The sequence below is a fragment of the Streptomyces dysideae genome (assembly GCF_001514305.1).
Lineage (GTDB): Bacteria > Actinomycetota > Actinomycetes > Streptomycetales > Streptomycetaceae > Streptomyces > Streptomyces dysideae.
On record NZ_KQ949081.1, the window covers coordinates 1 to 14,323 of the forward strand.

The window sequence follows — 14,323 nt, forward strand, 5'->3', positions numbered from 1 at the left end:
CAGGAGCAGGCGGCTATGGTTTTACCAGTTTCGTGTCGTACGCCAGGATCACCGCCTGCACACGGTCCCGGGAACCCGTCTTCGCGAGGACGCGGCTCACATGGGTTTTCACCGTCGATTCGGCCAGGTGGAGACGCTCGGCTATCTCAGTGTTCGTCCAGCCCATTCCCATGACCGTGAGGATTTCACGTTCGCGTTCCGTGAGGGAGGCGAGGCGTGGGTCCGCCGCTTCCGGGGCGTCGGCCGGGGTGCCCGACGGGAGATGGTGGGCGTAGGCGTCGAGGAGGCGGCGGGTCAGGCTCGGGGCCACGACCGCGTCGCCGGTGGAGACCGCGCGGATGCCGGCGAGGAGTTCCTCGGGCTGGGCGTCCTTGACCAGGAAGCCGGAGGCGCCGGCGCGGAGACCGGCGTAGGCGTACTCGTCGAGGTCGAAGGTCGTGAGGATCAGTACCCGGGTGCGGTCGCCGGAGGCGATGATGCGGCGGGTGGCCTCGATGCCGTCGAGGCCGGGCATGCGGACGTCCATCAGGACGACGTCGGGGTGGAGTTCGGCGGTCAGGCGGACCGCCTCGCTGCCGTTCACGGCCTCGGTCAGGACCGTCATGTCGTCCTGGCTCTCCAGCAGCATGCGGAAGCCCAGGCGCTGCAGGGGCTGGTCGTCGGCGATGAGAACCGTGGTCACTGCGGGGGTTCCTCCGGAGGTAGGTGCAGATGGACCCGCCAGCCCGGTTCGGGGTGGGGGCGTGGGCCGGCCTCAAGTGTGCCGCCGTACAGGGCCGTTCGCTCGCGCATGCCGGTCAGGCCGCGGCCGTCGGCCGTGCTGGGCGGGGCGCCGTGGCCGGTGTCGGTGACCGTGACGGTGACGGCGCCGCTGTCCGCGTAGGTCATGACGATGTCCGAAGTGGCGTCGGGGCCGGCGTGTTTGAGGGTGTTCGTCAGTGCCTCCTGGACGACCCGGTAGACGGTCAGCTGACGGCCCGGGAGGATGCTCGGTCTGCCGCGGATCGTCGTGCGGACCGGGAGGCCCGCCGCTCGTACGCCGTCGATGAGCTGGTCGAGGTCGGTGAGGGTGGGCTGGGGGGTCAGGTCCGCTGCCTCGGCCTTGGTCTCCTCGCGCAGGACGTCCAGGAGGCGGCGTAGTTCGCCCAGTGCCTGGCGGCTGGTCGTGCCGATGGCGTCGAGGGCCTGGGCGGCGCGCTCGGGGGACCTGGTGGCCGCGTACCTGCCGCCGTCCGCCAGGCCCGTGATGACGGACAGGTTGTGGCCGATGATGTCGTGCATCTCGCGGGCTATGCGGGCGCGTTCCGCGGCGGCGGCGAGGCGTGACTGCTGGTCGCGTTCGACTTCGAGCTGGCGGGCGCGTTCGACGAGGGAGGCCAGGTAGTCCTTGCGGGTGCGGACGGCGATGCCGAGCATCGCGGAGAGAGCGAGGCTCATGGCGGCCGGTACGACGTTCTGCTCCGGCCCCTGTTCGGCGGGGTAGCGGAAGGCGGCCACCAGGAAGGGCACGAGGACCAGGCCGTACGACCACAGCAGGGTGCGCATGCGGACCCGCAGGGCGGCGTTGAACAGGGCGACCAGCAGGAGGAGCGACGCCTGGAGCAGGGCGCCGGTCGCCGCGTTGACGACGGCGACCGGGATCATGCCCGTGAGGACGGCGACGGGGTGCGTGCGGCGCCACAGCAGTGGGATGGAGAAACCGAGCGACAGGGCGAGGATCAGCCAGCCGGGGAGAGTGGGGTTCTCGGTGGTGTTCTTCCAGCCGTCGCTCGTGAAGTCGATCAGCGCGGCCGTGACGTAGAAGCCGGTGATGTGCAGGTCCCACACCAGCGGGTGGCGCCGGTCGAAGGCGCGCACCCGGGTGATGGCGCGTTGGACGTGGAGGGTGAGGAGCTCTGCCGTTCGGTCTTCCGCCATGGGGTTCATGGTGACGTCCTGGTGCCTTACACGTCCCGCCGCTTCAGCAGGAGGGCCGCCGCCGTGAGGGTGGCCACCGCCCACAGGGCGAGGGCGAGCAGGGCGGCGCCCGGTGTGGCCGTGCCGGGGGTCGGGTCGGCGTGGGTGAGGGCGTCGAGGGCCTTGGTGGGGAAGTAGCGGACGGCGTCGTCGACCACGTTGTAGGGGAGCATCCTGAGGACCTCCGGGAGGATCAGGAGGGCGCCGGTGAGGACGCCGATGCCGCCGGGGACGGAGCGGACCAGGGAGCCGATGCCGAGGGCCGTGACGGCGAGGAGGGCGAGGCCGGCGGCGTTGCCGACGAGGGCGCGGATGATGCCCGGGTCGCCGAGGGAGGCCGCCTGGTCGGTGTCGGCGAGGAGAGTCTGCGCCAGGGGGAAGGTGAGGAGGTTCGTGGCCAGTACGACGGTGAAGGTGATCGACGCCAGGACGGCTGCCTTGGTCCACAGCACCGGCAGGCGGCGCGGTACGGCCGTCATGGTGGAGCGGATCAGGCCCGTGGAGTACTCGCCCGCCGTGGTCAGGACGCCGAGGACGCCGACGATGATCTGCGTGAACTGCATGCCGAGGAGGGTGAGGAGGACGACGTCGACATCCGAGTCGCCCCCGCCGGACTCGTAACTCGCGCCGATCGCCAGGCCCGTGCCGACGGTGAGGACGGGGACGAGAGCCAGGTTGATCCAGGTGGAGCGGATCGTCCACAGCTTGTGCCATTCGGCGTGCAGAACGCGGGTCGGGGTGACGGTCAGGGAGGTCATGCGCGGGCTCCTTCGAGGGTGGCGGCGAACTCCACCGAGTCGCGCGTGAGGTCCATGAACGCCTGCTCCAACGAGGCTGCGTTCGGGGTGAGTTCGAAGAGGGTGATGCCGTGGGCCGCCGCGGTGCGGCCGATGTGTTCGGTGTCCGTGCCGCGCACGTCGAGGGTTCCGGGCGTGTCGGCGGTGATGTGGACGCCGGGTGCGGAGAGCAGTCGTACGAGGGTGGGGGCGTCCGGGGTGACGACCTTGACCGTGCCGGCGCCGGACTGCCGTACGAAGTCCTCGACCGTCGTGTCGGCGAGCAGCCGGCCGCGGCCGATGATGATCAGGTGCTCGGCGGTCAGGGCCGTCTCGCTCATCAGGTGCGAGGAGACGAAGACCGTACGGCCTTCCGCGGCGAGGGACTTGAGGAGGGTGCGGATCCACAGGACGCCCTCGGGGTCGAGGCCGTTGACCGGCTCGTCGAGGACGACCGTGGCGGGGTCGCCGAGCAACGCGGCGGCGATGCCCAGGCGTTGGCCCATGCCGAGGGAGAAGCCCTTGACCCTGCGGTGGGCCGCCTCGGTCAGGCCGGTGAGGTCCAGGACGTGGCCGACGCGGCTCTTCGGGATGCCGTGGGTGAGGGCGAGCGCGGTGAGGTGGTGGTACGCAGTGCGGCCCGGGTGGAGCGAGCCGGCCTCCAGGAGGGCGCCGACCTCGTGGAGGGGTGCCGGGTGGGCGGCGTAGGCGCGGCCGCCGACCGTGGCGTGTCCCCGGGTCGGGGCGTCCAGGCCGAGGATCATGCGCAGGGTGGTGGACTTGCCGGAGCCGTTCGGGCCGAGGAAGCCGGTGACGGTGCCCGGGCGGACCGTGAAGGACAGGTCGGTGACGACCGTCCTGTCGCCGTAGCGTTTGGTGAGCTGGTGGGCCGTAATCATGCTTCGATCGTCGGCTTCGCGGGGGTGCGGGGCGTCCGACCCGGGGCCGTATATGAGGTGAGGGCGTAGTACCCGGGTATTACGGTGGCCGTCATGAGCACCAGCGCCGATGAGCAGCAGTACGTCGTCCGGGCCATACGTGCTGAGGAGTGGCCGGCGATCAAGGACCTGCGGCTTGCCGCGCTGCGGGATCCGGTGGCCCACCTGGCCTTTCTGGAGACCTACGAGCAGGCGGCCGCCCAGCCCGACTCCTTCTGGCAGGTGCGGGCCGCCGACGCATGCGAAGGGGCCGGCAGGGCGCGGCAGTTCATCGCCCAGGGGCCCGACGGGGGATGGGTCGGGACGGTGACCGTGCTGTTGGAGGAGCCGGGGACGACCGGCTGGGCCGGGTTCCCGATCGAGCGGAAGCAAGGGCATGTCGTCGGGGTGTTCGTACGGCCCGAGGAGCGGGGGCACGGGCTGACCGACGTGCTGTTCGACGCCGCCCTGGAGTGGGCGTGGGGGCAGGGGGTGGAGCGGGTGCGGCTCTTCGTGCACGAGGAGAACGGGCGGGCGCAGCGGTTCTATCGCAAGATGGGGTTCGAGCCGAGTGGGGTCACCGTGCCGTCGGCCGGTGTGCCCGGGGCGTCCGAGCTGGAGTTCGTGCTCGAGCGGGAGTGACTGGCCCGGCTGGTGCCCCGGCAGGCAACGTTCGCCCGATAAGGAGCGGCGTCCGGTGCGTGCTCTCGGCGTGCCGGGTACAGGCCCTCGTACTGGACGTACTCGGGTTTGTGCCCGGTGCGGCGAGTGGGGGCACCTCCCACGCCCTTAAGGCAGTGGGGGAGCGTGCCGGGCGTCGCGACGGGGCGAATGTTGCCTGCTGGGGCACTAGACCGGGAGTTCGTCGTGCGGCCAGCGGGAGCGGGCCTGTTCACGGGACCGGAGCAGGGCCAGGGTCGGCAGGCCCCGGTCCGCTCCGGTGGCCAGCAGCTCCGGGAGCTGGGGAAGCGGAGCCACGGCGGCGACATCGTCCAGGACGAGCGTCATTGGTGGGTCGAGGCGACCGGAGGATGACCGTTCGGCCATGCGCCGGCCGCGCTCGACCACGTTTGCGGCGAGGGCCGTCAGGAATGGCATCGCACCCGGGTTGGCTCGGGGGTCCTCGATGGATTCACCCACCACATAAAGCGTGCCCCCTTCGTGGACGAAGGAATCCAAGGCGAGGGCATCAGTTCGGTTGGGAGTGCATGCCTCTCTGATGTTGACCGTGGAGAGGGAGGTGAGGGCTCGGGTGGTCAACTCCTGTGCCATGTCCCGGCGTTCGGGGTGGGCGGTGAGAGTGGCCTCCAGTTCGCCCGCGGAGCCGGGGGCCGCCTTCGGGTTCGTACGGAGGATGCGTACGGCGTCCTGGATCTGTGTGCCCTGGGACCAGCGGTGGACGTGGCGGACGGTGCGGCCGTCGATGGCGGCGGCGTGGAGGTAGCTGCGCAGGAGCGTTTCGGCTGTCGCCAACAGAGCCTGGTCGAGTTTGGAGGTCGGGCTCACCGGTGTGAGGAGGGCCGTGGCTCTCTGGGCTGCCGTTTGTTTGTCCTCGCAGCCGGCTGTCGGGGACCAGTGGAGGCGGGCCGGGGTGTCGCAGAGGTGGGTGGGGTCGTAGAGGTGGACCGGGCCCAGTTTGGCTCTGGCGTCCTTGGTGTCCTGCCAGATGGCTGGGTTCGAGGTGACGACGAGGGCTGGGCCTGCCGCGTCTCGTACTGCCTGGGTTGCTGTGGTGTGGCGGCTTTCCGGGGTGCCCAGGTGGATTTTTTCCCACCCGCCCATCGGTTCACCGTCCGCTACAGGGGTGTGGCGGTGGGCGGGTGGCGCCGTCTTCTGGAGGAGTTCCGTGGGGTGGGGGCCTTGTGTTGCCGTTGGCTGGTGGGGATCGGGGTACCTCGTGTGCGTCTCCCTCGGCTGACGCGGGTCGCCGCTCGCCTCCGCCTCGGTCCTGGGCGACGGCACATCCCCTTGCCCCGCTCCCGAAGCCCCAAGCCTCCCAGCCCGCATCGCCCGCCACCGCGCCAGCGTCCCCATCACGAACACGGTCAGGACGATCAGCACCAGCAGCTGGCCGATGAACAGGCCCCAGAACAGGCCGTATCCCGTCAGCTGGCCGTCCGGGGTCTGAGGCCACGCGCCCGCGATGTCGTGCGGTTGCCTGACCAGGTAGCGCATGGCCAGGGGCGTACGTGTGAATGTGACGCCGTCGGGCCAGGCGCCGTGGGCGAACAGGCCCGCCAGGCCGGTGGCCGACCACACCAGCAGGGTCATGCCGAGGAGGAAGGCGAGTATGCCGATGAGCAGGCCGTCGGGGATGCCGCCCTGGCTGTCCTGTCGCTGGTCGCCCGGTCTCACCCGTGCCCCCTTATGCCACCGTCGACTCGGAGTCGCCGAGGTGTTGCTCGACGAACGCCGCTGCCCGTTCCTCGGCCTCCAGCTCGGCGGCGCGCAGGGCGTCGTCCGCCAGTTCGTGGTCGGCGGACGACTCGGTCATCGCGCGGTCGGTGAAGACCAGGGGGCGTTCCGTCTCCGTGATCAGGTGTTTGACCACCTGGACGTTGCCGTTGACGTCCCACACCGCGATGCCGGGGGTGAGGCTCGGGATGATCTCCACCGCCCAGCGGGGGAGGCCGAGGACCCGGCCCGTCGCCCTCGCCTCGTCGGCCTTCTGGGCGTAGATCGTCCTCGTCGACGCCATCTTCAGGATCGCCGCGGCCTCCTTCGCCGCCGACCCGTCGACGACGTCCGACAGGTGGTGGACCACCGCCACGAAGGACAGACCCAGCCGACGCCCGAACTTCAGCAGTCGCTGGAACAGCTGTGCCACGAACGGACTGTTGATGATGTGCCAGGCCTCCTCGACCAGGAAGATTCGCTTCTTCCGGTCGGGGCGGATCCAGGTGTGCTCCAGCCACACTCCGACGATCGCCATCAGGATGGGCATGGCGATGGAGTTGCGGTCGATGTGGGACAGGTCGAAGACGATCAGGGGCGCGTCGAGGTCGATGCCTACCGTCGTCGGGCCGTCGAACATGCCGCGCAGGTCGCCGTCGACCAGGCGGTCCAGGACCAGTGCCACGTCCAGGCCCCATGCCCGTACGTCGTCTATGGCGACGTTCATCGCCTCGGCCGACTCCGGTTCGGGGTGGCGTAGTTGCTCGACGATGTCCATCAGTACCGGCTGGCGCTCGACGATCGTCTCGTTGACGTACGCGTGCGCCACCTTGAGCGCGAAGCCCGAGCGCTCGTCCAGACTGTGGCCCATCGCGACCTCGATGATCGTCCGGAGCAGAGCCAGCTGGCCGGTCGTCGTGATCGCCGGGTCGAGGGGGTTGAGGCGGATCCCGTGGTCCAGGGCGGCCATCGGGTCCAGGCGGATGGGAGTTATCCCCAGCTCCCGCGCGATGAGGTTCCATTCGCCGACGCCGTCCTCGCCCTGGGCGTCCAGGACCACGACCTGGCGGTCGCGGAAGCGGAGCTGGCGCAGGACGTACGTCTTCTCCAGCGCCGACTTGCCGTTGCCCGACTCGCCGAGGACCAGCCAGTGGGGGGCGGGGAGCTGCTGGCCGTAGAGCTGGAAGGGGTCGTAGATGTAGCCCTTGCCGGAGTAGACCTCGCGGCCGATGATGACGCCCGAGTCGCCCAGGCCGGGGGCGGCGGTAGGGAGGTAGACCGCCTGGGCCTGGCCCGTCGACGTGCGCACCGGGAGGCGGGTCGTCTCGACCTTGCCGAAGAGGAACGATGTGAAGGCGTCGGTGAGGACGGACAGCGGGTCCCGCATCAGGTCCTACCTCCGGATGCCGGTGGCGAAGGGCAGTGTGTTGACGAAGGCGCGGTGGTGCTCGCGGTCGCACCACTCCAGCTTGAGGTACGACTTGCCGGCTGACGCCCTTATCGTCCGCTTGTCACGGGCGAGGGCCTCGGGGGAGCGGGAGGAGACGGTGATGTAGCCGACGAGGTTGACGCCCGCGGCGCCGCTGGCGAGGTCCTCGCCGCGCTGGTCGAGGCGGGAGTGGGCGGCCACGTCCCGGGGGTCGACGGTGCGGTTCATCTTGGCGGCGCGGCTCGCCTCCGCCTCGTCGTTGGTCTTCTCGGTCAGCATGCGTTCGATGGCGACCTCGGTGGGTTCGAGGTCCATCGTGACGGCGACCGTGCGGATGACGTCCGGGGTGTGGACCAGGAGGGGCGCGAGGAAGTTGACGCCGACGGGGGTCATCGGCCACTCCTTCACCCAGGCCGTGGCGTGGCACCAGGGGGCGCGGGTGGAGGACTCGCGGGTCTTCGCCTGGAGGAAGGTCGCCTCCAGGGCGTCCAGTTCGGCCGGCCAGGCGTTGCGCTTCGTCATCGCCTGGATGTGGTCGATCGGGTGGTCCGGGTCGTACATGGAGTGGATCAGCGAGGCCAGACGGCCCTGGCCCAAGGGCTGGCGGACGCGGATGTCCGCCTCCTGGAGGCGGGAGCAGATGTCGGTGAGCTCGCGGGCCATGACGACCGCGAGGCCGGCGTCGCGGTCCACCTTGCCGCCGTGCGGGCGGGCCGCGCGGGCCATCGCCTGGGCCTCGGCGGCGAGTTCGCGGGTGTAGTGCATACAGGCGACGAGGTAGGCGCGGTGCTGCTCGCTGCTGGTGGACACCATCGACTGGAGCTGGTCGTACGACTGCTGCAGCCAGGACAGGGCCTTCTCGTCGCCGCGTACGGCGACGTCCTTGGCGTGGGCGTCCGGGTCGGCGGGAAGGGTGCGCGCGAGCATCTGCAGCCGGGTGACGAAACCGTCGCCGTTCGCCACGTGCTTGAGGAGGGTGCCGAAGCGGTCGACGAGGGCTTCCTGGTCCTCGGAGTCGCGCAGGCCGACGCCCGGGCCCTCGATCTCGATCGCGGCGGTGACGGTGCGGCGGTCCGCGTGCAGGAGTACGGCGATCTCGTCGGGGCCGAACGGGGCGGCGAGCCAGCTGATGCGGCCGATGCCGGGCGGCGGGCCGACCTCGACCTCGCGGCCGTCGATGCCGGTGCCGGCCTCCATCGCCGTGGAGCGGTATGTCGTGCCGGCGCGCAGGGTGCGCTTGTAACTGCGGTTGATCTCGAACCACTTGTAGAACGTGCGGTGCTTGTACGGCACGTAGACCGCGGCCAGGGCCAGCATCGGGAAGCCCGTCAGCAGCACGATGCGCAGGGTCAGGACGGGGACGAGGAGCCCGCACATCATGCCGAGGAACGCGCCCACGACGATCAGCGCGATCTCACCGGTCTCGCGGTTGCGGCCGATCATCGCGTTCGGCCGGGCGCGGCCGATCAGATATGTACGGCGGGGCGTGACCGGATGGGACACGTGGGACTCGGTCGTCAACGCCCGTCACCTCCTGAGCTGTTGTTGCTGCTGCTGTTGCGGGTGTTGCTGGCGTGGGGGGTGTTCACCGTGCTGCTCGAGCGGGGTGCGGGGGCGGCGGAGGGGACAGATCCGCCGCCTCCGTTCGAGTTGCGCGAGCTGTGCGCGGCGACGCCGCCGGAGGCGGGGTTGGAGGGGCGGGCGTTCGAGCTTCCGCCGCCGTTGTTGTCGGCGCGGGAGCTGTGGGTCTTGATGCCCTGCGCGACCAGGGTGGCCGGCGAGCTGATGACCGCGGCCGCCTTGCCCTCGGCGCCGCGCATGATGCGGTTGTTGCGGGAGCCCGCGATCTCGTCGCCGAAGCCCGGGACGAAGCGGTAGATCATCGCGCTGGCGAAGATGGCCAGCAGGATGATGGCCAGGCCGGAGACGACGGCGGAGAAGGCGTCCGGCCCGTCGTCGGCGGACAGGGCGCCGGCCAGGCCCAGCACTATGACGATGACCGGCTTGACCAGGATGACGGCGATCATGATGCCGGCCCAGCGGCGGACGTGGCTCCACAGGTTCTTGTCGACCAGGCCCGCGTACACGACCGTGCCCAGCAGGGCGCCGACGTAGAGCAGGGCGGCTCTGATGACCAGCTCCAGCCAGAGGACGCCGGCCGCGAGGATGGAGACCAGGGACACCACGATCAGCATGATCGGGCCGCCGCCGATGTCCTCGCCCTTCTCCAGGGCGCCGGAGAAGGTGCCGAAGAAGGTGTCGGTCTGGTCGCCGGTGGTCTTGGCGAGGACCTCGGTGATGCCGTCGGTGGCCGATACGACCGTGTAGAGGATCAGCGGGGTGAAGGCGGAGGCCAGGACCGTCAGCCAGAGGAAGCCGATCGCCTCGGAGATGGCGGTGGTCAGCGGCACGCCCCGGACGGCCCGCTTGGCCACGGCCAGCAGCCACAGGAGGAGGGTCAGGATCGTCGACGCGGCGAAGACGACGGCGTACTGCTGGAGGAACTTGGGGTTCGTGAAGTCGACGTTGGCGGTGTCGTTCACGGCTTCGCTGAGTTTGTCGATGGTCCAGGCGGCGGCGTCGGCGCAGCCCTTGGCGAGGGAGGAGAGGGGGTCGAGGGTGGAGGTGGGGCTGAGGTTGTCGGTGCCGCCGGAGTCGTTGCCGCTCTCGCAGTAGTCCTTGGCGGGGCCGCGGATGAGGTCGCAGGGGTCGTTGCTGTCCGTCGGCTGAGGAGTGGGTGCGGCGACGGCTTGGGTGGCCAGCAGCACCGCGGTGGTCTGTACGGTCGCGAAGACCCCGGTGACCTTGAGGAAGCGGTGGTTAGCGCGCATACGTGAACCCTCCGTATTCCTCAACGGCCTTCGTCATGTCGTCGGCAGTGGAGGCCCTTTGATCGCGTCCGACCGGCACGGGTCCGTCTCTCTGCTGGAAGTCGGTGACCTTCCAGTCGTTGTCCACCCACTTCAGCTGATAGGTGGTGGTGTACCAGCTCTCGGACACCGGGTTGGTCGAGCCGTCGCCGGACAGGCCGAAGAGCGACGTGTACCAGACCTCGACGGTGGCGGCGCTGGCGCTGAACGAGGTGGCTTTGGTGCCGACGGGGATGACCCGGGAGACGAACTTCTGGCCGGTCGGCGGGGTGCCGTCCTTGTCGAGGCCGATGTTCGTCAGGAAGTCCTCGCTGGAGTACGCGCTGTCCAGCTCGGACTGCCGGCTCGCGGCAATATCTGGGTCGTACACGGTGTTGACGATCTCGTGCCGTCTGACGGTGTCGAACATCTCGGCCGACCCCAGCGCCACCGCGTAGTTGGCCGCCGCACTCTGCGCACCCTGCTGATCCTGTGCGTACCCGGTCGGGATCCCGTCCGCCTTCGTTTCGACCGGCCGCTCCCCGCTGGGCGCCGTGGCTGCCGAATCCGGCTTGTTCTCGCTCCCGTCGGCCGAAGAGGAATCGTCTCCTCCCCGGTTCGCGAAGGCGATCGCCGCGATGAGGAGGACCACCACGCCGACCACGGTGACCAGGCTCCGTGAGGAGGAACGGCCACCGCGCCGGGCGCCTCCGTACACGTCGCCGTCGCCCTCGGGCAGCCGGGTCCGGGTCTGGCCCGTGCCGCCGTATCCGCCGGAGGCCTCGTGCTCGTCTCCGAGACTCATGCCGCGTACGCCCCCTCGACGTCGTACGGAAACACGTAGGAGTACGACGGTAGCCGTGCTGGTTCCCGCGCGGGCGCGGTGTGGTGACTCGACATCAGGGAAACGCAACCTCAGCCGGTGGGCACGACGGGCGGGTGGGTAGAGGGGGACCGGGCGTGCCCGGAGCGGACTGGAGGGGCCTGCGAGGGCCGGGGAGGACCGGTGGCACCCCGCTCGCTAGACCGCCATGCCGTACACGATGGTGAACACCGTGCCGAGCGAGCCGATGATGAAGACGCCGGTCAGGCCCGCGATGATGAGGCCCTTGCCCTGTTCCGCGCTGAACGTGTCGCGGAGTGCGGTCGCACCGATGCGCTGCTTGGCGGCGCCCCAGATGGCGATGCCGAGGCAGAGCAGAATGGCGACCGCCATCACGACCTCGATCATCACCTTCGCCTCGTTGCCCAGGCTGCCGAAGGGGCCCCAGTCCGGAGCGATCCCGCCGATGATGGTGTTGATGTCTCCCTTGTCGGCCGCGAACAGCATGTAAGTCACCGCCCCTGGTGGGTAGTTCCGCATCCCCTGCCGTGGCGCAGAGGTCAGGCCTCATTGTCGCCGACAATGGCGCCGTCGGATGTCGACTTGGCGTCATTGATTGGCGGGTTTCGTACGAATACCTTGCCGGTCACTCTGTGTATCACGGCAGGTCACGCCGGGCAATGAGGCCTGAGCGGAACCTGTCGTGTGGTTCCGTCGTTGACCCCTCTTGCGACTTGTGGCGCTTCTGGCACCGATGTTCTGCAGGTGAAGGCTATCCCGACGGGCTCCCGCCGTGACGACCGCGGGTCCCCACGGCCCCCTGTGGCGAGCTCTGGTGACGGAGAGTCGGCAGTGAGTCGGCAGTGACTCGTGGTCTTCCGGGGCGTCAGCTCTCGGCGACGTTCGTGGTGATCAGGCGGAGGAGTTGCTTGGCCAGGGTGTCCTGTTCGGGGGTGAGGCCCATGGCGTCGCCGATGGCGAGCGGGACGGTGGCGGCGCGCTCGCGGAGTCGGGCGCCGGTCTCCGTGAGGCGGATGGCGACCGAGCGTTCGTCCTCCGGGCGGCGTTCGCGGCGTAGCAGGCCGGCCGCTTCGAGGCGTTTGAGCAGCGGTGACAGGGTGCTGGACTCCAGCTGGAGTGCCGTGCCGAGATCGCGTACGGATATCGAGTCCCGCTCCCAGAGGACGAGCATGACCAGGTACTGCGGGTAGGTCAGGCCGAGTTCGTCGAGGAGGGGCCGGTAGCGGGTGGTGACCGCGCGGGAGGCGGCGTAGAGGGCGAAGCAGAGCTGGTCGTCCAGGAGCAGTGAGCCGTGTGAACTCTGTGAGTCCTGTGAGTCCTGTGAGTCCTGTGTGGCCTCGGTCGGCTCCGGGGTGCCGTGCTGGTCGGTGCCTGTGCCTGTGCCTGTGCCTGTGCCTGTGTCCGTGCTGGTCATCGGGGCCTCACCCTTCTTTCGCGTCCTCTCGATCCTATCGTCCGCTAATTGGTCTTGCCCTAATAAGTTGTGTACGACTAAATCGAGCGCTACTCTTCGTGGTGTGCCGCGTGGCACCCGATCCGAGGAGATCGTCATGACCGAGACCACCGCCCGCCCCGTCCTCGAGCCCGCCGCCCAGGCCTTCGTAGAGGCCACCGCGAACCCGCCGTACCTCTTCGATCTCGGCCCGGTCGAGGGCCGCAAGGCGGTCGACGAGGTGCAGTCCGGTGACATCGCCATGCCGGCCGTCGACGAGGAGTGGGTCACCGTGTCCGGCGCGCCGACCGGCGAGGTCCGTGCCCGGATCGTCCGCCCGGCGGGCGCCACCGGCGTCCTTCCGGTGATCGTCTACATCCACGGCGCCGGCTGGGTCTTCGGCAACGCCCACACCCACGACCGTCTGGTGCGCGAACTGGCCGTGGGGACCGGCGCCGCGGTCGTCTTCCCGGAGTACGACCTCTCGCCCGAGGCCCGCTACCCGGTCGCCATCGAGCAGAACTACGCCGTCGCCCGCTGGATCGTCACGGAGGGCGCCGCGCACTACCTGGACGGCACGCGGATCGCGGTGGCCGGTGACTCGGTGGGCGGCAACATGGCCGCCGCGCTGACGCTGATGGCCAAGCAGCGGGGCGATGTGGCCCTGGCCGCGCAGGTCCTCTTCTACCCGGTGACCGACGCCGCCTTCGACACCGGCTCCTACGAGCAGTTCGCCGCCGGCTACTTCCTGCGGCGGGACGCGATGCAGTGGTTCTGGGACCAGTACACGACGGACGAGGCGGAGCGCGCCCAGATCACCGCCTCCCCGCTGCGGGCCACCATCGGGCAGCTCGCCGGGCTGCCGCCGGCCCTGGTTGTCACCGGCGAGGCGGACGTCCTGCGGGACGAGGGCGAGGCGTACGCGAACAAGCTGCGCGAGGCCGGCGTCCCCGTCACCTCGGTCCGCTATCAGGGCATCATCCACGACTTCGTGATGCTCAACGCCCTGCGGGAGACGCATGCCGCGGAGGCGGCCATCGCTCAGGCGATCGGTGTCCTGCGGGCGGCGCTGGGCGGTGTCAGCGGGGCCTGAGGCCGTGCAGCAGGTGGTGGACCAGGGCGTCGATGCCGTCCAGGGCCGCCTGAGGGGTGAGCCAGCCGCCGGCGGTGAAGTCGGCGATGCCCTGGAGGCCGGCGCCCGTGAGGAGGGTGAGGAACTCGGGGTCGCCCTCGACGATCTCACCGCGCTTCTGGGCGTCGGCGATCACCTGTGCCAGCGAGCCGACCGTCCGCTCGACGGCCGCGGCCATCTGCTCGGAGGCGTCGGGGTCGTGCTTGCGGGCGTACATGAGCTCCAGGAGCGCGGCGTGATCGATGGCGAAGCGCAGGTAGGCCCGGGCGAGCGCGGTGAGCCGGGGTTCGATGGGGAGTGCCGGGTCGTCGGCCGCGTTCAGGGCCTGGGCCAGCCGCTCGTACCCGTTCAGGGCCAGGGCGTTGAGCAGGGCCTGCTTGTCCTTGAAGTGCCGGCCCGGGGCGGCGTGGCTCACCCCCACCTCGCGGGCCAGTTCGCGCAGTGAGAGCGCGGCGACGCCCTTCTCGAGCAGGGTGCGCTCCGCGCCGGCGAGCAGGGCGGCGCGGAGGTCGCCGTGGTGATAGGGGCGGCTCTGGCTCTCGGACATGCGCACCATCGTATCCCGATGTTGGCGACGTCATCATTGTTGTCATT

At 70.0% G+C, this 14,323-nt stretch carries 14 protein-coding genes; 2 read left to right on the forward strand and 12 right to left on the reverse strand.

Going from position 1 to position 14,323, the window contains the following annotated elements; all coding sequences use genetic code 11:
* Positions 1-13: 13 nt before the first annotated feature.
* From AQJ91_RS13295 to AQJ91_RS13310, 4 genes are read right to left on the reverse strand one after another with little or no spacing between them, the layout of a single operon-like run.
* Positions 14-682, reverse strand: a complete 669-nt coding sequence (locus AQJ91_RS13295; protein ID WP_067020237.1) for a response regulator — start codon at positions 680-682, stop codon at positions 14-16.
* On the reverse strand, positions 679-1,926 hold the full coding sequence (locus AQJ91_RS13300) for a sensor histidine kinase (RefSeq protein WP_067020240.1): 1,248 nt from the start codon (positions 1,924-1,926) through the stop codon (positions 679-681). Before AQJ91_RS13300 ends, AQJ91_RS13295 begins: the two co-directional genes overlap by 4 nt.
* Positions 1,927-1,943: 17 nt before the next feature.
* Positions 1,944-2,714, reverse strand: a complete 771-nt coding sequence (locus tag AQJ91_RS13305; RefSeq protein ID WP_067020243.1) for an ABC transporter permease — start codon at positions 2,712-2,714, stop codon at positions 1,944-1,946.
* Complete coding sequence (locus AQJ91_RS13310) at positions 2,711-3,631, reverse strand: ATP-binding cassette domain-containing protein (RefSeq protein ID WP_067020246.1); 921 nt, start codon at positions 3,629-3,631, stop codon at positions 2,711-2,713. Before AQJ91_RS13310 ends, AQJ91_RS13305 begins: the two co-directional genes overlap by 4 nt.
* A 93-nt stretch (positions 3,632-3,724) precedes the next feature.
* Between AQJ91_RS13310 and AQJ91_RS13315 the strand changes: the two genes are divergently transcribed.
* Entirely contained in the window at positions 3,725-4,291 is a 567-nt protein-coding gene (locus AQJ91_RS13315; protein ID WP_067021027.1) for a GNAT family N-acetyltransferase, read from the forward strand.
* Between the two features lie 207 nt (positions 4,292-4,498).
* Here AQJ91_RS13315 and AQJ91_RS13320 read toward each other — a convergent pair whose 3' ends face one another.
* The 7 genes from AQJ91_RS13320 to AQJ91_RS13350 all read right to left on the reverse strand — a co-directional run bounded on the left by AQJ91_RS13320 (position 4,499) and on the right by AQJ91_RS13350 (position 12,579).
* On the reverse strand, positions 4,499-5,920 hold the full coding sequence (locus AQJ91_RS13320; protein WP_407696855.1) for a type IV secretory system conjugative DNA transfer family protein: 1,422 nt from the start codon (positions 5,918-5,920) through the stop codon (positions 4,499-4,501).
* A gap of 94 nt (positions 5,921-6,014) precedes the next feature.
* Entirely contained in the window at positions 6,015-7,430 is a 1,416-nt protein-coding gene (locus tag AQJ91_RS13325; RefSeq protein ID WP_067020253.1) for an ATP-binding protein, read from the reverse strand.
* A gap of 6 nt (positions 7,431-7,436) precedes the next feature.
* On the reverse strand, positions 7,437-8,993 hold the full coding sequence (locus AQJ91_RS13330) for an SCO6880 family protein (RefSeq protein ID WP_199847921.1): 1,557 nt from the start codon (positions 8,991-8,993) through the stop codon (positions 7,437-7,439).
* Positions 8,990-10,303, reverse strand: a complete 1,314-nt coding sequence (locus AQJ91_RS13335; RefSeq protein WP_067020256.1) for a hypothetical protein — start codon at positions 10,301-10,303, stop codon at positions 8,990-8,992. Before AQJ91_RS13335 ends, AQJ91_RS13330 begins: the two co-directional genes overlap by 4 nt.
* Positions 10,293-11,126 (reverse strand): DUF8175 domain-containg protein, encoded by an 834-nt coding sequence (locus AQJ91_RS13340; protein WP_067020261.1) that lies wholly within the window; start codon positions 11,124-11,126, stop codon positions 10,293-10,295. Before AQJ91_RS13340 ends, AQJ91_RS13335 begins: the two co-directional genes overlap by 11 nt.
* A gap of 216 nt (positions 11,127-11,342) precedes the next feature.
* On the reverse strand, positions 11,343-11,651 hold the full coding sequence (locus tag AQJ91_RS13345) for a hypothetical protein (RefSeq protein WP_067020264.1): 309 nt from the start codon (positions 11,649-11,651) through the stop codon (positions 11,343-11,345).
* A gap of 379 nt (positions 11,652-12,030) precedes the next feature.
* Positions 12,031-12,579, reverse strand: a complete 549-nt coding sequence (locus AQJ91_RS13350) for a MarR family winged helix-turn-helix transcriptional regulator (protein WP_199847922.1) — start codon at positions 12,577-12,579, stop codon at positions 12,031-12,033.
* Positions 12,580-12,715: 136 nt separating this feature from the next.
* Between AQJ91_RS13350 and AQJ91_RS13355 the strand changes: the two genes are divergently transcribed.
* On the forward strand, positions 12,716-13,690 hold the full coding sequence (locus tag AQJ91_RS13355; protein ID WP_067020267.1) for an alpha/beta hydrolase: 975 nt from the start codon (positions 12,716-12,718) through the stop codon (positions 13,688-13,690).
* On the opposite strand, the gene AQJ91_RS13360 is transcribed toward AQJ91_RS13355, so the two are convergent.
* Complete coding sequence (locus AQJ91_RS13360) at positions 13,677-14,285, reverse strand: TetR/AcrR family transcriptional regulator (protein ID WP_067020271.1); 609 nt, start codon at positions 14,283-14,285, stop codon at positions 13,677-13,679. The genes AQJ91_RS13355 and AQJ91_RS13360 overlap by 14 nt on opposite strands.
* Positions 14,286-14,323: the final 38 nt, after the last annotated feature.